Below are 26,621 nucleotides of genomic sequence, written 5' to 3'. Positions count from 1 at the left end.
GTGAAAGTCTCTATCCTTGAACAATCGACCTTGTCGGAAAACGGGTCCCCATCGGATGCAATCCAAAACACAGTCTGGCTCGCGCGTGAAGCGGATTACCTCGGTTACGAGCGGCTTTGGCTATCCGAGCATCACAATATGAGCATCCTGCAAGGATCATCACCGGAAGTCCTCTTGGCGGCGATCGGTTCGAAGACGGACCGCATCCGGCTCGGTTCCGGCGGCGTGATGTTGCCTAATCATTCAGCCTACAAGGTCGCCGAAAATTTCAGGGTTCTCGAAGCGCTGTTTCCAGGTCGTGTCGATTGCGGGATCGGTCGCGCAAGCGGTGGCGATCCCTATACGACCGCCCTCCTCAATCCGCCCGAGGGGATCGAGTTCAGCCAGCAAGTTGGCCAGCTGGAGCGGTTCTTCCATGATGAACATCAACGCTCGACTGCAATGCCGAAGGTCAGTGGCGCTCCGCCGCTTTGGCTTCTCTCTGCGGGCTCGCATCCCGACAGCGGCCGTATGGCGTCGGAGAAGGGCATGGGTTTGGCAGTCGCGCTCTTCATCAACCCAACGGCGACGCGGGAGGCTGTTGACCAGTATCGCCGCAGCTTCAAGCCGTCGCTCGAATTCCCGGAACCGCGTGTTCTGATCGCCCTCAACTTCATCGCCGCTGACACCACCGAAAAGCTCGAGCAGTTGAAGAAAGCCTCGGACTACTTCCGTCTGATGCGCGACAGCGGTAACTATCCGAAGTCGGTCCCCTCGCCCGAGACAATGGATCAGGTAGAATTTTCGCAAAGCCAGAAGGCCTATCTCAAGCAGATCGCCAACCGCGAGGTCATCGGGCTGGTCGATGATGCGGTCAAGGAAATCGGCGAAAGGGCGGCAGCTTACGATGCGGATGAGGTCATGTTGACGACGATGTGTTTCGACATCGAGGACAAGATCCGTGCTTTCCACCAGGTTGCCAACCGGATCGTGAGTTGACGGTATGAGCCAAAAACTAACCCTTTCCGTCCTGGACATCGGCCCGATCCGCTCGAACCAATCGGCAACGGACTGCTTCAATTCTATGATCGAGCTCGCAAAGCATGGCGAGGTCCTTGGCTACAATCGCTATTGGCTTGCCGAGCATCACAATGTCGCGGCGGTCGCGGCCAGTCACACTGCCTCGCTCGCACCCGTCATTGGCGCCCACACCAAGCGTATCCGGATCGGCGGCTGCGTTCTACTGGCACACTACCCGCCGCTTTTGGTCGCCGAACAGATGGGCATTGTGGAGGCCTGCTATCCGGGCCGCGTCGACCTCGGCATCGGCCGATCGACCGGTGCAGATTGGGCAACCAGTTCCCTGTTACGCGGCGACACGGAAACGAAATCAGACGAAGCCATGATCAGCGATCTCACCAATTTACTTGCTCTGAACCGGCCCGAAGGTTTGACGGTTGCGCAGGACGGTCGAGAATTCACTTTCCAGGCAGTGCCAAACGCGACCGGCGCACCAGCCCCCTGGATCCTCGGGACCTCCTGGTATTCCGCCCAGCTAGCAGCCGAACTCGGCCTTCCCTATGCGTTCGGCTACCACATTCGCGCCGAAGGCGCGAAGGAGGCAATCGCGCTGTATCGGGAAAAGTTCAGGCCGAGCGCCTACCTTGCTGAGCCGCGCGTGTTGGTGTCCGCGATTGTGGTGATTGGGGAAACTGATCTGGAGGCCGAGCGGCTTGCCAGGCCTCAACTCTTCTTCATGTCCTCTTTCCGCTCTGGTGAACCGGTGAAATCGCAGATGCTTGTCGAAGAAGCCGATGGCGACGAATTTCCAGCTCATCACGAGAGGCTCGTTAAAATGTTCCGCAGCTCCTGGATCATTGGGTCGCCGGATCACGCCGCAAAGGCTGTAGCCAATCTTGCGGCCGATCTTGGCTGCTCGGAGATCATGATCAATCCGGTCGCGGCAGCCTATTCCTCACAGCCGAAAGACCGGGCGCCAAACCGTGAATTCACCTTGGCAGCACTTGCCGAGCGCCTTTCATAGGAATAGCCGAAAGGTACCAAACCAAAAGCACCGCGCTCATGCTTCGAAATGGCCAGGTCAGGTGCTTTTCTTTTTGACGGTGGTGTTGAGCGGGATAGTGCTATACGCCAAGCCGTACGCGAATTTGGCGCACCGCGTCCTGGTCGCATGGCCTATTGCAGTCGCTCGTCACGGCGCCGTTCGGCCGCGATTTCCTGAAGGTCGAGATCCTGCTCGATATTCTTCATGATCCGGTCAGAGACCTGACCAGCCCGATACATTTTGAGAATCTCGGAGCGACCCATACGGATCGCATAGAGGGTGGCATCGAAATGGTCCGTCGACAAAGGACCTCGCAGTTCCGGCGCGGTGTCGAAATGGGGGCTAACTTCTACACTGAAGAGATCACGATCGGATACTCGCGGCCGTCGGCGCGTTCGCGTCGCACGGCAGTGGTCAAGCATCGCCTGGTACTGGATCTGTGCAACCTTCTTTCGGATGGTCCCCTCGTCCCTGGCCAGCTGCGAATTGCTTTTCAGGCTGACAGAGGGAAATAGCTTGACGAGCAGGGGCAGAGTGGTTCCCTGAACAAGGACAGTGACAAGGATCACACCGAAGGCCGACGCAAGAATGAGGTCGCGCCCTGGAAAATCCATCGGCAAGGATAAAGCAGCCGCAAGGGTAACCACGCCCCTCATCCCCGCCCAACTGACAATCATCGTCATCGGAAGGGACGGCGGATATTTGGGACGGATACCGAGCCGTGAGAGGACGGTCCATACCACATCCGAGCCCACGAGCCAGATGAACCGCGCTGCTATGACTGTTGCGACGACAGCAACCACCGGGAGCCCGAGTGTCTGAAGACCGTCGCCGACGTTTTCGAAGTGCCTAAGAGCCTGTCGCAGTGAAAGCCCAATGAGGATGAACAGCAGGGATTCAAGAAGAAAGACAAGGACCCGCCAGAAGGACTGGGCACGGATCCGGGTCGCAGCCGAGAAAATCTCATGCTGCTGCCAGCCGAGCATCAGTCCCGTCGTGACCGTTGCTAGCACGCCTGAGAACCCCAGTTGTTCAGAGGCCATATAGGAAACGGCGGCAAGCAACAGAGTGCCGGTGACTATCAACTCGCTGTTTCCGAATTTCCTCAACAGTCTGAGCGCCACCCATCCAAGGCAGAACCCGACCACCACACCTCCGATGGACACTCGGAAGAAGGTTTCGAGGCCGACGGGAGCGTCAAAGGAACCGCTGCGGACGGAAGATATGGAGAAATGAAACAGGACAAGCCCACTTGCATCATTGACGAGGCTTTCGCCCGTCAGAATGGTTGTCACTCTGTTTGGAAGCCGCAATCTTTCGAGGACAGCCTTAGCGGCGACGGCATCGGGTGGAGAGACGATGGCGCCGAGCGCGAAAGCAGCAGACCAGGGAATACCCGGCTGTAACCAATGCACCACATAGCCAACGGCAACGGTTGTGAACGCAACTGCACCAACCGCAAGCGAGGATATAGCCGCTAAATACTGTTTGAAGTCGAGCCAAACCGTTTGATACGCGCTGCTGAGCAGGAGCGGTGGTAGAAAGACAACCATCACGAGGTTGGGATCCATGGCAACGACGGGGATGCCGGGGATGAAGGCGATGGCGATCCCTCCGCCGATGAAGGCGGCGGCCGGCGGCAAGCGCAGGCGACGTGCTGCCAACGCCAGTCCGAGGACGGCCATCAGCAGCCCGATCAGGAAATCATACTCAAGTTCGATGGACATGTCGGCAGTCTCGCAGATCATGAGGCATGCTGACGGGGCAACCGTCGCGAAGATGGTTTGCTCGGAGATGGCGTAACGACCTGCCCGCCCAGAACCCGCAGGCTATGCTGAGGATATGCGCGCAACGACGTGCAGTATCTGTCTCTGGCATACCGGCGGATTTGCCTGATCTTGGCGGCCTCTGAAGACGACCAACCCAAAGCGTTTTGGGTTCATGTAGACCGGACCTGGAACGGGTTAGTTCCGCGAGTTGTGCATCAGTTGCACCTAGCGCACACCCATTTCCGCGCCGCGTAGAAATTCCATGTATCGGTCACGGCCATGCAGAATTCCTTTTGTACCGAGGCGGGCAGCAACAGCACTGGACCAGCCGACAGGAGCCATGCCCTGCTTGCCCTGGAACTGGTTCATGACGTCGTCATAGGCAGAGATTTCCTGCCGTCCTGCTATCCGATAGACCTCCTCGTGAACCACGACATCCTGAGGCAACCGCGGCTTGATGTCCGTATCATGTGCCGGATGCGGGCGACCGACGACAAGACCCGTCACCGGAGCACAGCGCTTTGGTAATTGCAGCAGTGACGCAAGAACGGCAGCATTGTTGCGCACCGCGCCGATGAAACAAGTGCCATAGCCAAGCGCTTCGAAGGCCAATGCTGCATTCTGCGCAGCGATGCAGGTATCAACTGTGCCCAGCATCATGGATTCGAAATAGTCGAATGCCTCGAGGGGCGTATCGTAGGCCTGACCGATTGCATAATTGCGGCTCTGGTCGGCAAGCCACACGAGCATGAGCGACGCTTCCTCGATCTGCCCTTGGTTACCGCATAGCCGGTTGACCTCGCGCTTGTGCGCGGGATCGCTTATCTTGATAACGCTCCAGCTCTGCAGGTTCGATGATGTCGCCGCTGACTGGGCAGCCGCGATCGCGGTCACGATGTCGGCTTCCGCGACCGGCTCTGATGTGAAGCGCCTGATGGTTCGATGCATGAGCATGTGATCGACTACGACATTGCCGGTCCGAACCTGCTCGTCAGTTTCTCCGTAGCGATCGGCAACCGCATCTGCGACAGGGCGGCCATGTTTGACCGCGTAGTTTCTATAGGCGTCCATATCTACCCTCGTTTATCCTTATGCGATGACCACATCCGCTCGGTCGGACCCGTGAGATAGGCTCCACCGCATGAGATATTGCCGGAGAAATCAGTCTTTGTTGTCAATAGTCAGGACGATCTTGCCGAAGCCGCCACCCGCTTCCATCGAGCGGTGCGCTTCAGCAGCGCGAGCGAGCGGAAAAGTCTGGCTGATGACCGGACACAAGCGACCATCCTCGAACATTGGAAGACCATCTTTGGCGAAACGCTGCACCATTGCGCGCTTTTCCTGGGCACTGCGTGACTTCATCACTGTACCGATGACCTTCAAGTGATTGTGGAGGACCAGCCCGAGCGAAATATCGGTATTATCCTGTCCGCTTAGCAGACCGACCTGGACCAATCGCCCACCTGGACGAAGGCTGCGCAGGTTTGGACCGAGATAGTGGCCACCCACAAAATCGACGATCACGTCTACGCCCTGGCCGTCCGTTGCTTCGCGAATACCCTGCTCGAAGTCCTCCGAATTATAGTCGAAGACCCGTCCAGCGCCCAGCGCTTCGACTTCTGCTCGGCGCGATGCCGACGCAGTCGCAAACACACGGGTTCCAAGCGCGCTTCCAATCTGAACGGCCGCCGAACCAATGCCACCTGCTGCGGCATGGATTAGGACGGAGTTACCTGGAGCAATCTCGCCCAAATGGACAAGCGCTTCCCACGCCGTGACAAAGGATTCCATGATCGCCGCAGCTTCGACGAAACCGAATCCCTCGGGAACCGGCACAGCCATATAGCGATCAACCCGAGCGTATTCGGCATAGGCGCCGCCGCCCACGATAGCCATGACCCGGTCGCCCGGCGCGATGCCAGTAACATCTGAACCGATGGACACGACTTCCCCCGACAACTCTAATCCCAACAAGGCACTCTCTCCATAAGTTAAGGTGCCGTAATAGCCTTGGCGCTGAAGGAGATCGGCGCGATTGACACCGAGCGCTTTGACCTCGACGAGGAGGTCCCCTGGGCGTGGCTCCGGCTGTGGAACGTCGGCTAGGCGGAGCACATCCGCCTTGCCGAACTGATCATAAACGATCGCCTTCACTCTGCAGCAACCTTGACGGCGGCCTTGGCAAGCGCTTTGCGAGCGATGCTTTCGGCAAACTTCGGCGTTTCGCGGTGATTGTGATCGCCGCCTGCTGCCTGACGAGCTGCTGCAGCATCTTCGAAGGACTGGCCATGCTGTTCAATGAACGCCATGAACGCCTCGGTCGGGTGGCATGTAACCTGATTGGTGTAGCGCGTACGGTTGCCCTCGATCGATTCTGCCTTCAGCTCCCAGATCACGTTGACCTGCGTGCGCTCACCGGTCGGGGTGAAGACGTCGGAGATCGAGTTCATCTTGCAATAGGACGGGGTGGCTTCATCAGCGACATAGTGCTGGATGACGAGGCCGGTCCCAATCTTCTCGACATTGATCGACATCTTGCGGCCATCGTCGGTGAAGGTAGCACCGCAGGCGACGTGGTCCGGCGCGCAGCAACGCTGATATTCTGCTTCTGGGAGATTGAAAAGCCAATCGGCGATGTCGATCTGGTCTAGCGGGACGTCGATGTCGTGTGAGTAAGCGGAGAACGATAGCAGCTTGTCGGTGAGAACTTTCATGGCTTTTTCCTTTCGGTCTGATTTCGGCACCCAAAAAACCAGGACTTTGCTGGCAGTGTTCGTGGCGCTCTGATAATGATCGTCTTGAGCAAACCGTTGTCTGCTCTGGGATCAAAGTGGCATCGGGGAGAGCGAGCCTCAATTATACGGATAGGTCTCGGCCCTATCCTTTCGTCTTGGTCCTCTTTCTGTGGCCGTTTGGCGAGCCAAGAGATTGCGCCGAGCACGTGCGACGTATAAGCCCAAATTTCCTCAAAGCGGCTTTGCCCGGAGCGCAAAGATGAAAGCAGAATCCCTTTCTACATTCGTGGACGTTGTCCAGGCGGGTAGCTTTTCCGCAGCCGCACGGAAGAGAGCCGTCACACCGTCTGCGGTCGTGCGACAGATCGATATGCTCGAGGACGATCTCGGCGTCGCGCTGCTGATACGCTCGACGCGGGCACTCACCCTGACTGATGCAGGTGAAAAACTCCACGAGCGCGCCCTAAGGCTTCTTAGCGATCTAGCCGACACGCGCGCCGAGGTCTCGGCTTTCGGCGGATCGGTGTCTGGCACATTGCGGATCGCTTGCTTTCCCACGTTCGGCAAGCGCTATGTCTTGCCGGTCGTTGCTGCCCTGCAGGCTGAACACCCAGCCTTGAAAATCGAACTGGAGCTAACGGAGCGGCTCGCCGATCCGGTACAAGAGCGCCTTGATATGGTCATTCGCATGGGTATCTTACCCAACTGCACTTTGATCGGGACCAAGCTAGCGCCCTTCCGCCGGCTTCTCGTCGCAAGTCCGGAATATCTCGGAAAGGCAGGAACACCGGCAACCTTAGCGGAACTCAACCGCCATCGCTTGCTCGACAAGCTTCACGGAGCCGATCTTCTGGGCTGGACCGAAGTGCTTGGCTCACCGGCGGGCGAGAGCGGGCACGGACAAGTAACATTCCGCTGTGATGATTTCGAGGCACTGCGCGGCGCGTCCGAAGCAGGGATGGGCATTGCATTTCTACCCACATGGGTCGTGGGTCCTGATGTCCATCAAGGCAAGCTGATCGAGGTCCTCGGCGGCCATGACCACTGGAACAATGATCCTGCCGGCATCTATCTGCTTCGTGCGTTACCGCGCCCAAGTGCCAAAGTTCAGGCCTTCGCGAAGGCGCTTATTGCTTCAACAGGAAGCCCGCCGAACTGGGAACCGATAAGATAAGGCGCATTTTCAACCCGTCACCTCTTGCTGTGTGTAACGGGTCCCATAGTCCCATCCTATACGTTTGTATGGTTGTCCCGTCGCTTCGTCTGCGAGATTGATGAGCCAACGTGGAAGGAAACATAATGCAGATGGCGGCCCAGAACAAAGCTAACCTTCTCACTGCGACAACTAGGAATGGCCTGATCGACCCGTTCGGACGCGCCATTACCTATTTGCGGGTTTCCGTAACCGACCGCTGCGACCTCCGATGCACCTATTGTATGGCCGAGTACATGCAGTTCCTTCCTAAAAAGGACCTACTGACTCTGGACGAATTGGACCGGCTTTGCTCGGCCTTCATCGAACTGGGAGTGCGCAAGTTGCGTCTTACTGGTGGTGAGCCACTCGTTCGCAAGAACATCATGCACTTGGTTCGCCAGCTCAGCAGACACATCGGTGATGGCCTCGACGAGTTAACGTTGACAACAAACGGTTCTCAGCTTGCACGCCACGCCGCGGAGCTTTTCGATTGTGGCGTTCGTCGCATCAACGTCTCTCTCGACACGCTCGACCCAGACAAGTTTCGTCAGATCACCCGTTGGGGCGATTTCTCCAGGGTTATGGATGGTCTCGACGCTGCTCAGAACGCCGGCATTGCAGTTAAGCTCAATGCCGTGGCGCTCAAGGGTTTTAACGAGGCAGAAATGCCGGCACTCATCCGTTTCGCCCATGGCCGAGGCATGGATCTTACAGTCATTGAAACCATGCCGATGGGAGAGATCGACGAAGACCGGACCGATCGATATCTGCCGCTTTCGAAGCTGCGAACTGAGCTCGAGCAACAATTTACGTTTCGTTCCCTCGACTATCGAACAGGGGGACCGGCGCGATATGTAAAGGTTGCAGAGACCGGTGGCCGTCTCGGCTTCATCACGCCGATGACCCACAATTTCTGCGAGAGCTGCAACCGCGTGCGCCTCACATGCACGGGTACGCTATATATGTGCCTCGGTCAGGAAGAGGCCGCTGACCTGAGATCGGTGCTAAGAGCGGGTGAGAGCGATCATGGTCTGCAGGCAGCGATCAACGACGCGATCACCCGCAAGCCGAAAGGCCACGACTTCATTATCGACCGTGGGCACAATCGGCCGAGTGTTGGTCGCCACATGAGCGTTACCGGCGGTTGAACTGGATCGTGAAGGTCACCGCGGCTCAAGGGCGCGCAAATTATGAGCCCTTCGAAATACCTGCCGTATGAGATACGAGAACGTACCTTGATCGCCCGCTCAATCGCCCTAACGGCTATGTTCGCTTTGGCAATGCCAATGCCACGTCGATATACTCGATCAGTTTGGACAGATCTACTGGCTTGCCAAGGAACGCCAGAGCCCCTCCATCCAAGGCCGCCGTTCGCGTCCGGTCGTCATGATAGGACGTCATGAAAATCATCGGCGGTCGGTCGCCATCCTGGTTCAGATGCCCTTGCAGCTCGATACCACTCAGACCTGGCATTTTGACGTCGACAACCATGCAATCGATAGATGCGCGCGGCTGAAATCTGAGAAACGCTTCTGCAGATTCGAACAGCTTACTTCTATGACCCAGCGACTTCACAAGGTCATCGAGCGCTTCACGGATTGCCAAGTCGTCGTCAACGATGGCGATGAGAGGGGTATCAGGCACTTATTCCAACTTTCATGAGTTTGCTGTGTGCTCACGCAACGCGCACAATTGCGGGCTTTGCTGACCTTACCAGATGTTCGTTGGCTTGCTCGGTGGCACGCACAAGTTCCGCAACCGACTTGACCTGCATCTTGCGCATCACGTTGCCACGATGCAGTTTCACCGTGATTTCGCTAATACCAAGCCTGAACGCGATCTGCTTGTTCATCAGGCCTTCGACCACCGCCTCCATGACCTCCCGCTCTCTCAGCGTCAAGGTTTCGAAGCGTGTCGTGACTTCAAGGTGGCGACGCATTTCGCGCCGGCGTGCCGCATCGCGTTCCACCGCGGCGAGAACCGCGTCCAGAATGTCCTGATCGCGGAATGGCTTAGCGAGAAAATCGACTGCTCCCGCCTTCATGGCACGGACGCTCATCGAGATATCACCATAGCCCGTCATGAACACGATTGGGAGCAGGCTTCCCGAACGCTCGAGCTGGGTCTGAAAATCAAGGCCGTTGATGCCGGGCAGGCGCACATCAAGAACGATGCATCCCGGGCGGGTAATATCTGCCAGGCTCATGAATTCATTGGGATTAGCGAAAGCCTGAGCCTCAAATTTCATAGACAGGAAGAGATCGACGAGGGACTCACGCATGGAAAGGTCATCGTCGAGGATATATATAACAGGGGCGTCGAGGTTCCGTTTGCTGGACTTCAACTCAAGCATCGGCTGTCTCCTTGGGTAATTTGATCTCAAAAATTGCGCCGCCATCAGGATGATTGTTTCCGTCGAGCGTACCGCCTCTGGCTTCAATGGTACTTCTGCAAATCGAAAGACCAATTCCCATGCCCGTATCCTTGGTAGTAAAGAAGGGCTTGAACAAATTCTGTTTGGCCTCGGTGCCCAGACCGTTACCGCTGTCTCTCACCGCGATGGAAATGTGATCACGATCACGGGGGGCATCCAGAATAATCGTTACGAGCCGTTTCTGCGTCGTCGATGCGCCCATCGCCTGGGACGCATTCGAGATTAGATTGATCAAGACCTGCTGCATCTCCAGGCGAGCCGCCTTGAAGGGAGGGACTATCGACTTGCGGACGATCTGCACCTCGGTGCGATCACGCTGCAGGTCATGATCCATCAGTGTCAGCGTGTCGCTGATAAGGGTCTCGAGTTCGATCGGCTCGCTCTCCTTTGGCGTTGCGAGCATCATTGCTCGGGTGCTTTTGAATATATCGCTGGCGCGATTACTATCGCGCAAGATCCGTTCGGCCGAGCGCTTCGCAGCGTCGATATCTGGCGGGTCGCGCTCAAGCCATCTGACGAGGGTCTGCGAATTGACAGCGATCGCGCCAAGCGGCTGATTGAGTTCGTGAGCAAGCGATGCAGAAAGAGCGCCAATCATAGCGGCTTTGGATGCCCTGCTCAGTTCCGCTTGCGCCTCAGCCAGCGCCATGCGCGCCTCTTCTCGCTGAGTAACGTCGACCATGCTCACGATGACACGATTGAAGGCTTGCGGGTCAGTCGGAAAGCTAATGCCCAAGAGAACGACGCGACGTTCGCCGGCCTCGTTAAATACCTCGGCGTTGTCCTCAAAATAGGTCGCTCCATCCATGATCGCCTGCAGCAAAGAGGCAAAAGTGTCGCTGTCCTTCGGTATTATGCGATGCAGAACGCCACCGGGCTCACCCGAAGTAAACGATCCAAGAAGTTCCACAGCGGCATCATTGGCATCGACCACTTTGATTTTTCCAATGCATTCATCGAGAGCGTCGGGATGATCCTTGATATAGGCCTTCATGTCCGTCACGCCGGCAGACTTCAGTACCATGATGTATTGGAGCAATTTCGAGTAGTCGCGTTCCCACAATGCGACACGCGTGCGATCAAAGATCGAGCGATAGCGTTCTTCGCTTTCGAGCAGGGCCGCATTGGTCCGCAGCAGGGCGCTGCGCGCATTCTCATTGCGCAAGAGCAGCGCTGCTGTCACAGCGAGCGCCGCAAGCGCGACGCAAAGGCGTAAGAATGTTGGGAAATCAGGATCAGGCGCGTGCGTGAAAAAGAACGACGCCAATGAAAACACCATGAACAGCGCGGTGAGCAAGATGAGGCCAAGCCTGTTGACCGCTTCCGCGGCCAGAAGCAGTGATATTGCATAGATGACGGCGATCGCGCCTTCGATCTCCGTGAAGGTGTCGACGGCAAACACCGTTAAAGCGACGAACAGAGCCGCCCCACCGAAGATAGAGTCGTGACTACCTGCGCCTTGCCTTGCCAATCTCACTTCCAGCACCTGTGTCATGGTCGGTTCCAAATATTATAGATCAAGGATACCGGTTCGAGCCTCTTGCCGGACCTATACAATGGTCTAGTTGATCGACTTAATGACGATCCTGTCTGGTGCATTTCCGAGACAATCGGTTCGCAAGAAAGAGGCCGTCTTCCGAGGGTAGGAAGACGGCCTTTCGCGGATTGCGGTGATCCGCAGATCGTCCGGGGGGAGGGGAAACCCGGACGGGTAGCTGCTTGCTACCGACCTCGTCGTTGGGGGGCGGCGATCGAGGTACGAGATGGAGACTACTGCCGACGGCGCGGTAGCGGAACTATACTTAGGTGTCGCCAGATCTAGACGTTCGGAGCGGCAAACAAGATGCACCATCAAACACAAAGAGAGCCCCACAACATGGTTGTGGAGCCAGTTATTCCCCTTTTTGATTGAAGGCACGAATTACGTGACGAGATTTCCTTTTTCTTGGCTTTATCACCTTTCGAAATTCTGCTCTATCCGCTTCACTGAAGCCGACATTCGCTCGATGAGGAATGGACCGTAGCACTCCGACGCAATCTCTATGGCTGATTCACGCAACGATATGGAGAGATAGGCCAACATGGCCTCCAGATCGTCCCTCTCTCGCTCATGGGCTGTTCGGGAAATCTCATCCAGCCTAGCTGCCAGTTCGATTATGATGTCGTGGCGCGCGGTAGGGGAAAGCGACCGAAGATCATCCACAGTCGGCAAATATTCCATGATACGGCCGCCGACATGGCTGGGCTCGGCGCTTTGCATGAAGGTCGTCATAATTCGCTCTTTGTCAGATTAAAATGTCAAGCTGGATTGCTTCACAGACAGCGCACTCGAACCTTTTCAAGTCGAGATGAGCCCGACCCCAGGCGCAGCGCGTGATGCAGCTCTGGTGGTTCGATAATTTTCAGGGCATGATGCCAGGCTGATCGCGCGGAATTTTCGCGATATCTCTTTGCTGTATATTCAGATGCTGCGCAACGAGCGAGGGTGGCGTATGCGACAGCCACGACGACAGACCGATCTCCTGATATTCAGGGACCTTGAACACTGCGACGAACTGTAGGTCAGTCTTTCCGGTATTCTCGATGATGTGGCCCTGGCTCTTTTTGACGTAGCCGATGTCGCCAGCGCGGAAATCCGCGGTTTGACTTCTCGGACCGGCGTCGAACACCGTCATGCGCCCCTCCCCCTTGATCCAGTATTGCCACTCATCAGCATTCGGATGCCAGTGCATCTCACGTACAGCACCTGGCTTGATTGTCTCGATGGCAGCGGCGATGGTCTTCGACACGGTAAAGGCGCTGCTATCAGCAAGCTGGATCATGCCGGCAGCGCTCTCCTTGATTGGTGCGGAGGCGGTGAGACGATAGGTGAAGGGGTATTCGGGTAGTCCGGCGGAAGCGACCGCCTCCTGATCCATCGACAAAGGACCAGGTTCGGTTCCTTGGAAAATCCACAGGTCATCGAGTGGAATACTCTTGAATGCATCCTGCGGCATGCCGAAGTTTTTAGCCAACAGCTCTGGCTGAGTATGTGCCAGCCAGTCTGTCAGGAGCAATGTCCCGTATTCGGATTGGTCCCCCTGATCAAAGACGATCACGAACTCGCAACCATCGGGACCGAGGCCCTGAAGCGAATGCGGGAAACCTGCCGGAAAATACCAGAGGTCGCCGACGCCGACATCCTGGATATAGGCACGCCCCTTAGCATCGAGCACTGTAATCCGGCAGCGCCCATTCGTCACGATGGCCCACTCGGCTGCGCGATGCCAATGCATCTCGCGAACACCGCCGGCGCTGAGGCGCATATTGACTCCCGACACGGCCTGCGAAATCGCGAAGTCCGCCTTTGTCACTTGCCTTGCCCAGCCGCCGTTCTGAATGCGCTTCGGTGCGTTGTTGAAAGAGGCCCAGAAGAGCTGCATGTCACCAACATCTGTTGCCGGCGGATTCTGAAAAGAGGGAAACTGTTCATTCAGCGCGGGATTCTTCGGACCAGGGTCCGTCAGGGAGCCCGGGTTGGCGTTGATCGCACCTTCCAGTGGGTGGTCGGGATTACCGAAACTCGATGCGCTCGCGGCAGTAGCAGCAAGCGCGGCGCCGCCGGCGGCACCAAGGGCAAGCATATGACGTCGTGACAGAGGATTCATGATCGTTCCTTTTTCGCTATACGGATTAATTTGAATTTCACTTGTCGCTGGGGACGGCATTGGCGCGAATGCGAACAGGCATGGCTTCCGGCGTGAAGGAAACATGGCCGCTACTGTAGAATTGCGCCCAATAGCCCAGGGCCATAAAAATGGCGCCACCGAGGATATTTCCCAGCGTCACCCAAACAAGGTTATGAGCTGCACCGGCGAAGGTCACATCAGCCGGATGGTCGCCAATGAGCGCAAGGGAGAAGGCGAACATATTGGCGACGGAATGCTCGAAACCGGAAGCTACAAAGATCGTGATTGGCCAAAAGATCAACATGATCTTGGCAGCAGCATTATCTGTCCTGCCTGCCATCCAGATGGCTAGGCAGACCAGCCAGTTGCACAGAATGCCGCGCGCGAGCAGTGCAAGCGAACCGGCTGACATCTTGCCCGACACAATGGTAAAGAACGCCGCGCTTCCATCACCCAGCATAACACCACCACCTGCCAGATAAATGAGGCCGGCAAGGATCACGGCGCCGACGAGGTTTCCAACCCACGCCGCACACCAGACGGCGATCATATCGCCAATTCCGGCCCGGCGGGTCAGTACGGCGAGCGGCATATACATTGCAGTTCCGGTGAACAATTCCGAACCGGCGAACACGACGATCGTCAGGGCGGAGGAAAAGACAACACCCATCACCAGATGGGACCAGGCCGGGTCGGCATGGGCGCCAGCGGTAAACATCAGCACATCACCGAAACCGATGTAGGCGCCGGCCATTGCAGCGCCGATCAGAAATGCGAAGAACTGGGTTTTGACGACCTGCGCCTTGTGTGCGCCGGCTTCGGCTAAGTTATTGACGGAGTCTTCGTACATGGTTCGACCTCTCCCACCCCTGCCGGGCGAAAACATTTGAGTTGCCAGACCGTAATCCTCATCACTGGATCGCAGAACCCATACGTACGTTTAGGAGACTAGCCTCATCGTATCGGTTCCATCTGCTCGTCGCCGATCCCTACCGCATAGTAAATCGGTCGAGCTCCTGCCCATAGGCGACGATCTCTCATCCTACAGTGATCCTTTTGCCTCCAAGCCGCAGAACGCGACAGCGAGGTTATCCGCACACCAGATGGCCCAAAAGCAAAACCACGTTGCTGCGGTGCAGGTATCATGAGCGCGGCCGTCGCAACCACGCTGAGGGAGCTGGAACCCAACCTTTCAATGGTCGCGTTTGAAACGCTGTTCGATTGCGCGCTCGAAAACTCGCATGGATGGAACAATGCCGGCACTGGCCACGCTGCCAATTGCTAACTCAACTATACGCCTCAACGCGCTGACGGAACGATCGACATCGACAAAGCCCTCGAAGTCAACGTCGAGTTCGACATCTCCCGCCAGCTCTGGTCGCACTTCGTTCGCAAAGGCGCAATCAAGGATCCCGGCGCATTTATGCATGCCTGCCCGCATCCTCTCTCGGCACGTCAAAGCAATGTCGGCGCATCCTCCTGTGCCGACTTTTACGCGGACCTGATTGCGTCGTCCGTCCGATCCCACGAGATCTGAGAGGAACTTCCATGCCTGCAAAGCGAGAATTCCGTCGAAGGACCCTCACAGCATACTCGTGCTAACTCTTGTAGAGGAGGACCGGCATCCTGTCGTAAATTGGCATAACCGCCTCGTTTGCGTTCGTCAGTGCGCCTGAATAAACCTGTCCAACCTCATCGCTCAGGTGTCACAATCCACCTCACGCGAAAATCGGTTCATTCTTCAAGCTGAGCGAGGTGCCCGTCTTGGCTCCCTTTTACCTTCCGCGCCAGCAAATTTAGTCACAGGGATCAGACATTTCCCTTGAGGTTAAGGGACGAAGCCGACCCACATCGTTTGGTCAGTTCAGCAATATTATTGTCTCGCATGGTCTTGGCATCGGGCTTCATACCTTTGAGACGAAGCGGAACGCCCCAGATGATAGATCGCATCTCCCGACAGGAGTCGGGTCGACTATGGCCATTCCGGGTGTGCCTGAAGACACCTCCACAGGCACATTGCTTGAACCGGATTGGGGATGCCGGAAATAAGTGGTGACTGACGAATTCGGCCCCTCCACATCTCCTGTTCGGTTGTTGCGACAATCGGATTGTCCAAAAATTACGAACGTTTAACCGCCCAGATAGCCAGCGGTAATCAATCCCCGGCTAGTGTACTATTCACGGACATAGCGAAGTACGCGTGGCCGTAACCGAAAAACGAAGGATCACGACCATGTTGACTGCGACACGTCAGTTCGTCACCACGGGTCTGGTCGCCTTGACGATCGCCGGCACGGCTCTTGTCACCGCCTCCCAGGCTGAAGCACATAACAATTTCGGCCGCGGCCTTGCCGCCGGGATAGCAGGTGCAGTCGTAGGCGGCACGTTGCTCGCCGGCGCCGGTCACGCACACGACTACGGTCCACCCGAACCTGCGCCCGCGCCTTATGGCCCGCCGACGTACGTCTACGGCCCGGCCCCGGTCGCTTCCTACTACCCCTCATGCCATGTCGTTTGGCATCAGGACAGATCGGGCGGCATGTATCGAACGCGCGTCTGCAACTAGGTCGACGACCACCGGCTAACGCCGCCCCTGCGGAAAACCAACCGAGCCTGAGCACCCCGCCCAACCGCGGCGAAGGCCCTTCTTGTCTAGATCAAACAGAAAGTGAACCCCTATGTCGAACATCACTCAAAGACACAGAATCCTGACACTGGTCGGAGCAGCTCTGATCGCTGTTCCTTTGGCAACGCCCCTTATCGTCGGCAACAAGACCGCCTTCGCCGCGTCCACCTCCCCCGAGGTCGGCGGTATCGTCGCGCGCCCCGGCTCGTTCGCCTCGATTGTCGCCGCTGACAAACCTGCTGTCGTCACCATCACCTCGACCACGAAGGCGGAGCCTGTCGCTGCGGCGAGCGGATCTCCATTTGGTGAAAACTCGCCATTCAACGAGCAGTTCAGGCAGTTCTTCGGCGAACAGGGCATGCCCACGCCTCGCCAGGCGCCTCAGCAGCCTCAGAGGCAGCGGTCTCAGGCACTTGGATCGGGCTTCATCATCAGCCCGGACGGTTATATTGTCACGAACAACCACGTCATCGACAAGGCCATGGATATAAAGGTTACCCTTGATGACGGGACCGAACTACCGGCCAAACTGATAGGCGCCGACCCGAAATCCGATTTGGCCGTCGTCAAGATCGACGCAAAAAAAACGCTGGCGACCATATCATGGGGGGATTCCGACGCGTTGAAGCTCGGCGACCAGATCCTTGCGATCGGCAACCCATTCGGTATCGGCACGACGGTGACCGCCGGCATCGTCTCGGCCCGTGGCCGCGACCTCCATTCGGGCCCCTATGACGACTTCATCCAGATTGATGCACCGATCAATCACGGCAATTCCGGTGGACCTCTGGTCGATGGAGACGGTAAGGTGGTTGGCATTAACACTGCGATCTATTCGCCGAACGGCGGTAGCGTCGGTGTGGGCTTCGCCATTCCTTCCGATCAGGCCCGGGCTATCGTTGCCAAACTGATCAAGAGCGGCTCGATCGAACACGGCTTCATCGGTGTGCAGATCCAACCGGTCACCGCCGATGTTGCAAATGCGATTGGTCTCGACAAACCGGAAGGCGCATTGGTCGCGGGCGTCAACGGGGATACGCCGGCCGCAAAGGCCGGCATCAAGACCGGCGACGTGATTACCGCGCTCGGTGGCAAAGCCGTGACATCGCCACGCGATCTGTCTCGTATGGTCGCTGATCTCGCGCCCGGCGATCGCGAGGAGGTTACGGTCTGGCGTCGCGGACAAACGAAAGATCTCCGGTTGACGATCGGTGAGAACGGTCAAGATCAGCAGGACTCTGCCCAAGCCGGCAAGGAGGGTCCCGCAGCCCACAAGGTTCCGACGATTGGCATTGGTCTTGCAGATATAACCAATGACGTTCGCCAGGCACTCAACCTGCCAGAGACGGAAACGGGCGCCGTCATCGAGAGCGTTTCGCCTGACAAGCCGGCAGCTGACGCTGGTCTTCAACCTGGCGATATTATCGTCGCGGTCAACCAGCAGCCGGTGAAGTCTGCGGACGAAGCCAAAGCCGCGGTCGCGGATGCTGGAAAGGCCGGCCGGAAGGCCGTGCTGCTTCTTATCCAACGCGGCGAAGACAAGACTTTCGTGACAGTCCCGTTCTCGATCGGTTGACGTTCACCAGCGGATCTGACCGCCCCTGCCATGGACATGTTGTCTGTGTGGGGGCGGTTCTTTGCATTGACAATCCGCGATGCCAAATTCCGGCGGCGGGAAAATCGAGTGTGATTTGATCCCTTACCCTGGTGTCGACGTCCCCAAGTAAGCTTTGGCTTGCGCCAACGCCGGATGGCACCAATTCCGCAGAGATTGATGTCGGCACAGACAACACCTCCACCAAGCGCGAGTCAATCGACTCTGGACGGCCGCACCAATCCCTTGGATTGGGTCGGGTTTGTTGAGATGACGCCTTTGCGATCGATCTGGGGAACAAATTCCGGCGGGTTAAGTACCTCGTTCGGCCCCTTCTGCCGGTTTGCCGGTGGCGCCCAGACTATGGCCCGCTCTGTTACTCCAGTCCGCGTTTAGCGTCGCATCTATCGGCATTGAGGGCAGGTTTCACATGGCAGCAAGATTTCCAAAGATGGCGAAAAACACTGAATCCTCAGGTCCTGGAAGGCACGTTCAATTTCCCCGCATTCGACTCTTTTGGCCAGCAGATTTTGCAAGGGCGGAGTTCACGACCGATATGAGCAGGCTGAATCTGGAAATGATAAGGGTCGGCAGCAAGAGTGCCCAAACTAACTTTCGGACAAGCTTCGCGAATATGTGGTCAAAAAGCAGGGCGGAGCGAGCCAGGAAAACTTGCCGAACCGCGCAGCGGCGTCCTCGACGGCCGCCACCTGACTGAATTTTACGAGATGCACCGGCTGTGTGCAATCGTTTGGCCGGTCATCCGCGCCTAAAAGACAGCCGTGGCAAACCAAATTGACAAGTTAGATGAGCACGGGATTAGGCGTTGCGCGATTGAGGTCCCGACGCTTGAGTCTTTGCCGAAAGGCGGTCGGCGTCATGCCGGTAACACGCCGGAAAACACGTGAAAGATGCGCCTGGTCGGCAAAACCACATTCGAGAGCGATTTCGCAGAGTGGCAGGCTGCCCTCGGCCATCTGTCGCTTGGCGAATTCCACCCGACGCCTGGTAATGTAGGCATAGGGCGAAATTCCGAAATTACGCCTGAAAGCTGCAGTGAAATAGCTCGTGCTCAATCTGGCCAGGGCGGCTAGCCTATCGAGGCAGAGTTTCTCGGAAATGTTCGCTTCGATATGGTCGGTGACCCGTTTGATCTGCCACGGCGCCAATCCCCCCATCGTAGACTTTGAAGCTATATCGGCCAGCGCTGCCGATCCAAGATTCCCTGCTTCCGATAAACGACGCTCGGCGTCATCGGCACCCAAGCTCGCCAGATTGCTAGAGGCGTACCGGTCGAAGGCGTTCTCTAAATGCATGGTCGGTCTCCGATACGGCTGGTGAAGCAGTTACTGGCCGAAATTGTGCCAGTCACGCAGACGCGTCGAAACTCAACTGAAATACAGGTGTGATAGCTCTCAATCTAAGGCGACCATACGCAAGTATGGTTGCGGCAATGACCTGCCCCTTGGCAGTGCGGGCGTCCAGAACCAAAAGGCAAGGGTACGCGCAGGCGATGCCGATGCATGCACGTTTGGATGTCGACGTGTAGAAGCTCAGGCGTTACGCCGCCACGCGCCTGGCGAGGTGCCGAGCGCGCTCGCAAACGCGCGTGTGAAATGACTCTGGTCAGTAAATCCGCAAGCGGTTGCCACTTCGGAAAGCGACAATTTAGAGGTTCGTAGAAGTTCGCATGCGCGCGATATCCGCTCGTTCTGTAGCCATCGATAGGGCGTCATCCCTGTCGTTTCACGAAAAGCATGGATGAAATATCCGCGAGAAAGGTTGCAGGCTTTTGCTACGTCCAGGATCGAGATATCGCCCTTTAGATTGTTCAGGAGGATGTTCTTTGCCAACGCCTCGTGGGACCTGGACAGTTTCCTGCCGTTCTTAGAAGCAACAGGCTTTCCACCATACTGTTGGACGATATGGGTGCCGATCGCAGATGCCAGCTGATCAACAAACAACCGGCTTACCCGGTCAGGCCGCTCAAGTGCGGGGATCAGTGTTTTCACGAGATTGGCGAGAACAGGATCGCTCAATGCGGTCGTGACGTCCAGTGAAAAAATTCCCGCCAGATCGCTTTCCTGAGCGATGCGATTGAGCGAGGCCGGAGAGATCTCGAGCAGCAGGAAATCGAAGGGCCCGCCTAGATCCGCCTTGTAGGGATCGCCGAGATTGCGGATATATATCGAATCCTCGGTAAACTGGTAGGTGGTCGCATGATGCTCGTGGAAAATGCGACGGGTATGTCCACCCATCGTGGAAATCCCGATCGCAAATCCCCGATCACTGGCAGGTGTGGCCACCTGCTCCAAGCTCGTTTCCCTCGTCCCTTTGCGAAAAAAGCTGATATCGGCGCCTTGAAGCGCCTGATTGTTATAGAGCTTGTCAAACGGGCATCCGAAACTGTCCGTTGTCCTCTCGGCCTGTATTTTAGGTCCGATAGTCAACTCTTGGTCCAAGGCTGGTAACTTTCCCGTTCGAGAGGCAGAGCAGAGCTGGGCAGCTCATCTCAGTCGTTGAGCGTGCAGTTTCACCGATTTCGATAACTCACGCTAGAGGCATGCTGGATGGATAAAAAGAATACAGTAACAATATACAAATCGAAGCTGGACACATTAAGTTACGGCTTGATGATACGCGCTTCTCATCGGCATCCCCCTGTCAGCGCCAGCAATTTTCCTTCTCGATATCCTCGGACCTTTCGCTCCCTATACGAGTGGCCTGTATGCTCCGCTCATTATGATTTCGATCTTAACATTCTCCTCAACCGGCGTCGCGTATACCGGGCTTGTCTGCTTCGTTATGACGATCTTGGGCTTCACCCTGTCGCGCAATGACAGCTTCGAACTGAAGACTGAGCACAATCTATTTGCGGTTCTCACCGTCTTGGTCATCACGACTATTGCGGCCGCTTGCGCGCGCCGAATTCCCTGACGATGTCGCGTTTTCACAAGTCTGCCGCATGGACCAAGGTCGGATGCTTTCATACCTACGTATAGTTGTGATCGGCGCCGCCAAGGTGAACAATTCTATGCAAGCCACCGCGTAGGCGCGGTTATCAACAGCCATTCAAAAAACCAGTGTTCTCTGAGCCTTCAGGATGAGAACCGGATCCGACAGGGAACATTCCATGGAAATTGACGCCATTATACAGCCTGTTCGGGGATCGAGCGGCGCAGATGATCCAGGGCCTCGCAACGTCGAACTCGATCGGCAAAACCCGGATTCCCTTGTCCCACCGGAAACCGACAACGGATCTCTGCCGAACCTGAAATTTCCCTTCTCGATGGCCCATAATCGTCTTGAAGACGGTGGCTGGGCCCGCGAGATCACGATGCGCGAATTTCCTGTCTCTAAAACCATGGCTGGGGTAAACATGCGGCTCGGCGCGGGTGTGGTGCGCGAGTTGCACTGGCATAAGGAAGCGGAATGGGCCTATATCCTGACCGGCACTGTCCGGCTGACTACAGTAGACGCGGACGGAAACCTCTCCATCGACGATCTTGCTCCAGGGGATGTTTGGCTTATTCCGGCCGGGATCCCACATTCGATCCAGGGGCTTGAAGACGGGACAGAGTTTCTGCTTGTCTTTGACGACGGAAATTTCTCTGAGAACGAAACCCTGCTGATCACCGAATACATGGCCCATACGCCACTTAGCGTTCTGGCAAAAAACTTTGGCGTGACTGCCGCGGATTTCGCGAACCTTCCGAAGAAGGAAAAGTACATTTTCCGGATGCCCGTACCGGAACCGCTCGATCTGGTCCGAAACAAGCTTCCGAACAGACCTATACCGAACCCGTATGTCTATGCCTCCTCCCGGCTACCGGCGAAACGCTTCAGTGGCGGCACGGTGAAGACGATCGATTCCAGGAACTTTCCGGTAACGACGCTGTCTGCGCTGATCATTGAAATCGAGCCGGGCGGCATGCGCGAAATGCACTGGCATCCAAATGCCGACGAATGGCAATATTATGTTGCAGGCGAAGCACGCATGACCGTCTTCGATGCCACATCCAAGGCACGCACCTTCAACTATCGCGCTGGCGACGTCGGCTTCGTTCCCCGAACCCTTGGCCATTATATCGAGAATACGGGGACCACGCCGGTCACGGTCATAAATGTCTTCAACAGCCTGATCTGCAGCGATATCTCGCTCAACCGCTGGATGGCTCTAACGCCTCCCGACCTCGTGCGCGGTCACCTCAATCTCAATGACACAGTCATGGCGGCGCTCAATCCCGAGGAAAACGCGGTCGTAAAATGAGCCCAGATAGCAGGACTAAAAGGATCCAAGGCAATGAAACGAGCAATTCTGTCGGTATGCCTCGTAGTTGCAGCGAGCCGTACATTTGCACCGGTTGCCCTCGCCGAAGGGCACGATCGTGGTCGCAACGTCAAAGGCGATGGCCATCACGATCGCGGCTGGGTCGCCGGTTGCACGAGCCCGGATAGCGAACCATCGATTACCTATCCACCCACGTCTTCCGTCAACGGGGTCTATTTCGGCTACCCGCCCGAGCCGGTACCCGGATACCCACGAGGTAATCGCTATGCGCTGTCCGGCAAATGTCAGCCCGTCGGCAGCAGCCCCTCGCGAGCTGTCTGGGAACCCCCGCAGTGAATGTTGCACGGCCCGTTCTTATGGCCGCTGTGTTTCACCACAACGGCTTTTCGAAAATCCTCAAGGCGTTCGGAGCATCAAATGTCAAACGCGTCATCTGCGCCTCTGCAGTCGGGTACCGCCGCACCGGATTGCACTTTATTGGCAATACCCGATTAGTCGCTCTCGTTGGCAGAACTCAAAGGTTCGCCGACCATTGTGGCCTTCTACCTTGCAGACTGGAGTCCAGTCTGCGGAGAGGTGAGCGCGACGTGGACAGCATTGTCGAAGCGCTTTTGATGAGCGCAAGAAAGCTGCTCGTTGAAAATGCGGCGACATAAGCGCGCGAAGACCGACAGAGCCGCTCTCGACGGAGAAATTCAGACATCACCCGACTCCAGCAACGGGGATAAGCCCAATGGATGACCCTAAAGACAAACATGGAATAAAATCGATTTTGAACAATAGCATCTTCGTGCTTCGATGTTCGGGAGCTGCGATGGTATCGTATCTCGCCGCAGTGTCCCTAAATCTGGAACACCCGGTATGGGCAGCTATGTCATCGCTGATCGTTTTGCAGGAAGATGAAAGAGCAACCCAGAAGGCAGCCGTCGCGCGCGTAATTGGAACCTGCGCAGGGATCGCCATTGCCGTTTTGGTTGGGGCCTTAACTAGACCGATGGGCGCTTCTACGACTGAAGACATCGGGATCAGCGTCGCGTTCTGTGCAATTTTCACCCGTAAATTTCCAGACATGAGGGTCGCCATGTGGACCGCCCCTTTAGTCTATCTTAGTCGGAGCCCTGGAATCGATCTTTGGGATTCTGGGGTTGGGCGGGTGCTGGAAGTATTGCTTGGGGCGGCCGTCGGCGCAGCATTTCACTGGGGATCCGTTCGGGCGCTCAGGGCGCTCGATTAGGCTGATTGTGTTCTTCCAGCTCAATCAGCTGCTTCGTGTTCCAATAGCGATCGCAACTCCGCTATCGACTACCATCCGAGGCGTCTTGAGCACGTCTGCCGCGTCCAGCAAAGCGGAAGAATATTCGGAAAGCGCAAATCTATCCTTCTGCTTGGCAACCTTACCGGAGCCGGATTATACCATCCCGGCGTTTTCGCATAGCTGGCAGGCAAGCCTTGCGTTGCAGCCCCAAGGTCTCCCGATCGCCAAATAGAAGTTTGCGCATCCGGCGGCGCTGAGACCAGGTTTATCTGCGAAATGAGTCCGGTTGCTTCGCCTCCCTAATTCCTATTGTTCTTTGCCCCAAAAGGCCACATACCAAGCGGATCTGTTTTGGATACTTCAGTCACATCACTCCCGACAAAAGAGATTTCGGACCGGACCATGTTTGCGATAGCAAAGCCGCCAGCACCCTTGGCACTAACGGCTTCTCATCGGCATCCTATGACTACGCTTAAAACTTCACACCGACGCCGACCTGCACAATGTTCTGCTTAAAGTCGACATTTCTGCCGAACAGTTCGGCTCTGCCAAAGTCGTTGTAGCGATATTCAAGACGGCCGAAGATGTTATTTGTGAAAGCGTGTTCAACACCGCCGCCGATAGTCCAGCCATTTAAGGTGTCGTCATCGCTGCCCGCTGGCGTCTTCAGCTTCACGTTTGTCGCCGTCCAGCCGCCAGCGGCGTAAATCAACGTACGATCAATCGCGAAACCAGCGCGCGCGCGCACGGACCCTGAGACACCGCTTTCGAGCTTGAGGCCGCTGCTATAGTTCTTGTCGGCCCAGTCATAGTTGAGATCGCCTTCGACACCGGCGACGAAGCCGTTCGAAAACTGCCAGTTGTAACCGCCGAAGCCGCCTAGCCGCCAGCCATCGAAGCTGTCGGAACCTAGGCCATCAGTTTTGCCGGTACCCCAGCTATAACCGGTATGGCCACCGATATAGGCGCCGCTCCAGGAAAACTCCGACGGGGTGTCGTTCGCAACCGGAGCAGTGGGGATGCGGTCAACGACATCAGCAGCGTAGGCAGAAGTCGACGCACTTAGAGCAGCGAAAGAAGCAGCAAGAATGAAAAGACCCTTCATGGGGCATGATCTCCGTATCTGAGTTTTGAAGTGTTATTAGAAGCCGCTACCAAAGGGTTTGCGACCAGAATGTCACGGATGAATGAGACACTGCGGGTAATGTTAATTCTTGAACATTCCGCTCGTTTTGCATCGATTACGGACCAAGCAAATGCGATCGCTCACTGACGGCCACATGTTCAGTCCATTGGCCAACGGTGCGGCGGCTGCTCTTTTCTGGCAGAAGAGCCGCAGTGATCAGGGCAATCTTTGGATGTTCAGATACGAGTAGCTCCAGCCTCCACTCGGCATCAGCGCGAGCTCATCAAGCATGACCCGGACGAGGCCATCGACATGAGCGTCGCGCGCCGCACTTTTGGACGGTTTCGCAATCGATGTATCATCTCCAGAAGCATCGGCGAAACTGAGCGCGCGCCGCATTCAGCCGGAAGCACGGCTACGCCGGACTCTACAAACAGGCACGCCAGAAGGGCAACCCACCTGTAGGTCGCATTATTGCACTTGATAAGGACGCTGCGCTCATTTGGGAAAAGGCGCAAGGAAAGGCAGTGGGCAGCCCGCGAAGCGGGTTGGACACAATCGTGGCTGCCATTGCTCAATCCAATAGCTGCTTGTTCACCAATGGTGAGCGAGATTTTTACCTGATCGAAATCATCGATCCCCGTCGAGGAAAGGCACGCTGAAAGACTTGGGAGATCTAGTGCCTCGAGTTCGCGTCCTCAGAAAAGCTCAGCTCATTGAATAGACTTCCTTTTGAATCGACCGCGACGCAGCCTAGCAAATGCTTCTCGTCGCCGAACTTGCGGTTGCGCTACCCGTAACCGCCACCGTCCGGTCTCTCGCCCCAGACAATTCTTATTTCGAAATGAAATACCCGCTATCGGATATAATCGGGATATCCGTTTCATGCCCGCATAAGCTTGCAAAATATTGCCGCTTGCTTCCTCCCCATTTGATAACTTATGTTGGCAATGTTCTCAGGGCGGGGTGCAATTCCCCACCGGCGGTATCGGGATTTTCCCGGAGCCCGCGAGCGCTTCCGGTCTCCAAAGCCGGAAGGTCAGCAGATCCGGTGAGAGGCCGGAGCCGACGGTATAGTCCGGATGGAAGAGGACAAGGCAAAAGACGCCCGCATGCAGCGGGCTTCGCATTGCATTGTTCGCCCAAGGGATATTTGGCGCTTCTTGAAGCGCGAAAATGCCGCAAAACGGCATAACCCTTGAAAGGCTTGAAAGAAAATGACCATTGCTAAAATTGAAGACGCAATCGAAGCCATATCCCGTGGCGAGATGGTAATTGTCGTTGACGACGAAGACCGCGAAAACGAAGGCGATATCATCGCCTCGTCCGACAGCATAACCCCGCAGCAGATCGCATTCATGATGAACCACGCGCGCGGGCTGATCTGCGTCGCCATGCCGGGAGAGCGCCTCGACGCGCTCGACATTCCGCTGATGGTGTCGCGCAATACCGAATCCCTCAAGACAGCCTTCACCGTCTCCGTGGACTATATTCCCGGCACCACGACAGGCATTTCCGCTGCAGACCGGGCAAAAACCGTGCGTGCGCTGGTATCGGAAGGCTCGCGTCCCGAAGACTTCGCCCGCCCCGGCCATATCTTCCCGCTACGCGCCAACCCTGCAGGCGTGCTCGGCCGCACCGGCCACACGGAAGCCGCCGTCGATCTGTGCCGCCTGGCCGGCAAGTACCCCTGCGGCACCATCTGCGAAGTCGCCAATGACGACGGCACCATGGCCCGCCTGCCCCAGCTCGAAATCTTCGCCGAACGCCACGGTCTGCTCGTCGTGACGATCAAGGACCTCGTTGCCTATCTGAAGGGCGAGGTTGTCGAGGAAGTGGCGCAGAAGCAGGTTGCCTAGTCTTCACGCGCCTGTGCGGTGAATA

Annotated in this window: 23 protein-coding genes, 1 pseudogene and 1 riboswitch; of the genes and pseudogenes, 11 read left to right on the top strand and 13 right to left on the bottom strand. The window is 56.7% G+C overall.

Annotated elements, in window-relative coordinates; genetic code table 11:
- Positions 1–978 carry an LLM class flavin-dependent oxidoreductase gene (locus QE432_RS25290; protein ID WP_162696615.1) on the top strand — a complete coding sequence of 326 codons (978 nt, stop codon included), beginning with the start codon at positions 1–3 and terminating at the stop codon, positions 976–978.
- Between the two features lie 4 nt (positions 979–982).
- A complete protein-coding gene (locus QE432_RS25285; RefSeq protein ID WP_060642949.1) occupies positions 983–2,023 on the top strand; it encodes an MsnO8 family LLM class oxidoreductase in 1,041 nt (346 codons plus the stop codon).
- 152 nt (positions 2,024–2,175) lie between these two features.
- Here QE432_RS25285 and QE432_RS25280 read toward each other — a convergent pair whose 3' ends face one another.
- The 4 genes from QE432_RS25280 to QE432_RS25265 all read right to left on the bottom strand — a co-directional run bounded on the left by QE432_RS25280 (position 2,176) and on the right by QE432_RS25265 (position 6,527).
- Positions 2,176–3,771 carry a Na+/H+ antiporter gene (locus QE432_RS25280; RefSeq protein ID WP_112292381.1) on the bottom strand — a complete coding sequence of 532 codons (1,596 nt, stop codon included), beginning with the start codon at positions 3,769–3,771 and terminating at the stop codon, positions 2,176–2,178.
- Positions 3,772–4,038: 267 nt separating this feature from the next.
- Positions 4,039–4,884, bottom strand: coding sequence for a nitroreductase family protein (locus QE432_RS25275; RefSeq protein WP_060642950.1), 846 nt, complete (start codon positions 4,882–4,884; stop codon positions 4,039–4,041).
- A 90-nt stretch (positions 4,885–4,974) separates the two neighbouring features.
- The gene (locus QE432_RS25270; protein WP_112292372.1) at positions 4,975–5,967 is read right to left on the bottom strand and encodes an NAD(P)H-quinone oxidoreductase; all 993 of its coding nucleotides are present in this window, start codon (positions 5,965–5,967) and stop codon (positions 4,975–4,977) included.
- Positions 5,964–6,527 (bottom strand): hypothetical protein, encoded by a 564-nt coding sequence (locus QE432_RS25265; protein ID WP_060642952.1) that lies wholly within the window; start codon positions 6,525–6,527, stop codon positions 5,964–5,966. The genes QE432_RS25270 and QE432_RS25265 overlap by 4 nt, the downstream gene beginning before the upstream one ends.
- A 280-nt stretch (positions 6,528–6,807) precedes the next feature.
- Here QE432_RS25265 and QE432_RS25260 point away from each other — a divergent pair, with 280 nt between their 5' ends.
- Entirely contained in the window at positions 6,808–7,722 is a 915-nt protein-coding gene (locus QE432_RS25260; RefSeq protein WP_112292373.1) for a LysR family transcriptional regulator, read from the top strand.
- A 125-nt stretch (positions 7,723–7,847) separates the two neighbouring features.
- Positions 7,848–8,891, top strand: a complete 1,044-nt coding sequence (gene moaA, locus QE432_RS25255; protein ID WP_060642954.1) for a GTP 3',8-cyclase MoaA — start codon at positions 7,848–7,850, stop codon at positions 8,889–8,891.
- Between the two features lie 115 nt (positions 8,892–9,006).
- Here the strand turns inward: moaA and QE432_RS25250 are convergent, their stop codons facing one another.
- From QE432_RS25250 to QE432_RS25225, 6 genes are all read right to left on the bottom strand, one after another.
- Entirely contained in the window at positions 9,007–9,387 is a 381-nt protein-coding gene (locus QE432_RS25250; protein WP_060642955.1) for a response regulator transcription factor, read from the bottom strand.
- 31 nt (positions 9,388–9,418) lie between these two features.
- The gene (locus tag QE432_RS25245; RefSeq protein ID WP_060642956.1) at positions 9,419–10,096 is read right to left on the bottom strand and encodes a response regulator transcription factor; all 678 of its coding nucleotides are present in this window, start codon (positions 10,094–10,096) and stop codon (positions 9,419–9,421) included.
- Positions 10,089–11,672 (bottom strand): PAS domain-containing sensor histidine kinase, encoded by a 1,584-nt coding sequence (locus tag QE432_RS25240; RefSeq protein ID WP_060642957.1) that lies wholly within the window; start codon positions 11,670–11,672, stop codon positions 10,089–10,091. The genes QE432_RS25245 and QE432_RS25240 overlap by 8 nt, the downstream gene beginning before the upstream one ends.
- Before the next feature lie 459 nt (positions 11,673–12,131).
- Positions 12,132–12,449, bottom strand: a complete 318-nt coding sequence (locus QE432_RS25235; protein WP_060642958.1) for a hypothetical protein — start codon at positions 12,447–12,449, stop codon at positions 12,132–12,134.
- Positions 12,450–12,579: 130 nt separating this feature from the next.
- Positions 12,580–13,824, bottom strand: a complete 1,245-nt coding sequence (locus QE432_RS25230; protein ID WP_113049311.1) for an oxalate decarboxylase family bicupin — start codon at positions 13,822–13,824, stop codon at positions 12,580–12,582.
- A 37-nt stretch (positions 13,825–13,861) separates the two neighbouring features.
- The gene (locus QE432_RS25225; RefSeq protein WP_113049310.1) at positions 13,862–14,695 is read right to left on the bottom strand and encodes a formate/nitrite transporter family protein; all 834 of its coding nucleotides are present in this window, start codon (positions 14,693–14,695) and stop codon (positions 13,862–13,864) included.
- Between the two features lie 240 nt (positions 14,696–14,935).
- On the opposite strand from QE432_RS25225, the pseudogene QE432_RS25220 reads away from it, so the two are divergent.
- From QE432_RS25220 to QE432_RS25210, 3 genes and pseudogenes are all read left to right on the top strand, one after another.
- A pseudogene (locus QE432_RS25220) lies at positions 14,936–15,286 on the top strand (malate:quinone oxidoreductase); the annotation flags it as partial.
- A gap of 792 nt (positions 15,287–16,078) precedes the next feature.
- Complete coding sequence (locus tag QE432_RS25215) at positions 16,079–16,411, top strand: hypothetical protein (RefSeq protein ID WP_113049309.1); 333 nt, start codon at positions 16,079–16,081, stop codon at positions 16,409–16,411.
- Between the two features lie 112 nt (positions 16,412–16,523).
- Positions 16,524–18,047 carry a DegQ family serine endoprotease gene (locus tag QE432_RS25210; RefSeq protein WP_113049308.1) on the top strand — a complete coding sequence of 508 codons (1,524 nt, stop codon included), beginning with the start codon at positions 16,524–16,526 and terminating at the stop codon, positions 18,045–18,047.
- Between the two features lie 821 nt (positions 18,048–18,868).
- Here QE432_RS25210 and QE432_RS25205 read toward each other — a convergent pair.
- On the bottom strand, positions 18,869–19,381 hold the full coding sequence (locus tag QE432_RS25205) for a helix-turn-helix domain-containing protein (protein WP_113049307.1): 513 nt from the start codon (positions 19,379–19,381) through the stop codon (positions 18,869–18,871).
- 237 nt (positions 19,382–19,618) lie between these two features.
- On the bottom strand, positions 19,619–20,527 hold the full coding sequence (locus tag QE432_RS25200; protein WP_306627340.1) for a helix-turn-helix domain-containing protein: 909 nt from the start codon (positions 20,525–20,527) through the stop codon (positions 19,619–19,621).
- 671 nt (positions 20,528–21,198) lie between these two features.
- Here QE432_RS25200 and QE432_RS25195 point away from each other — a divergent pair.
- The 3 genes from QE432_RS25195 to QE432_RS25185 all read left to right on the top strand — a co-directional run bounded on the left by QE432_RS25195 (position 21,199) and on the right by QE432_RS25185 (position 23,590).
- A complete protein-coding gene (locus QE432_RS25195; RefSeq protein WP_111790783.1) occupies positions 21,199–22,335 on the top strand; it encodes a cupin domain-containing protein in 1,137 nt (378 codons plus the stop codon).
- Positions 22,336–22,368: 33 nt separating this feature from the next.
- Positions 22,369–22,692 (top strand): hypothetical protein, encoded by a 324-nt coding sequence (locus QE432_RS25190; RefSeq protein WP_162690681.1) that lies wholly within the window; start codon positions 22,369–22,371, stop codon positions 22,690–22,692.
- 397 nt (positions 22,693–23,089) lie between these two features.
- Complete coding sequence (locus QE432_RS25185) at positions 23,090–23,590, top strand: FUSC family protein (protein ID WP_111790782.1); 501 nt, start codon at positions 23,090–23,092, stop codon at positions 23,588–23,590.
- A gap of 493 nt (positions 23,591–24,083) precedes the next feature.
- On the opposite strand, the gene QE432_RS25180 is transcribed toward QE432_RS25185, so the two are convergent.
- Entirely contained in the window at positions 24,084–24,716 is a 633-nt protein-coding gene (locus QE432_RS25180; protein WP_111790781.1) for an outer membrane protein, read from the bottom strand.
- 969 nt (positions 24,717–25,685) lie between these two features.
- Positions 25,686–25,835, top strand: a riboswitch (FMN riboswitch).
- Positions 25,836–25,954: 119 nt separating this feature from the next.
- On the opposite strand from QE432_RS25180, the gene ribB reads away from it, so the two are divergent.
- Positions 25,955–26,596, top strand: coding sequence for a 3,4-dihydroxy-2-butanone-4-phosphate synthase (gene ribB / locus QE432_RS25175; protein ID WP_113049305.1), 642 nt, complete (start codon positions 25,955–25,957; stop codon positions 26,594–26,596).
- The last annotated feature ends 25 nt before the right edge of the window (positions 26,597–26,621 follow it).

It is taken from the genome of Agrobacterium sp. SORGH_AS_0745 (assembly GCF_030818995.1).
Lineage (GTDB): Bacteria > Pseudomonadota > Alphaproteobacteria > Rhizobiales > Rhizobiaceae > Agrobacterium > Agrobacterium tumefaciens.
Note: the sequence above shows the minus strand (reverse complement) of the source record. Positions and strands in the feature narration are given on the sequence as shown.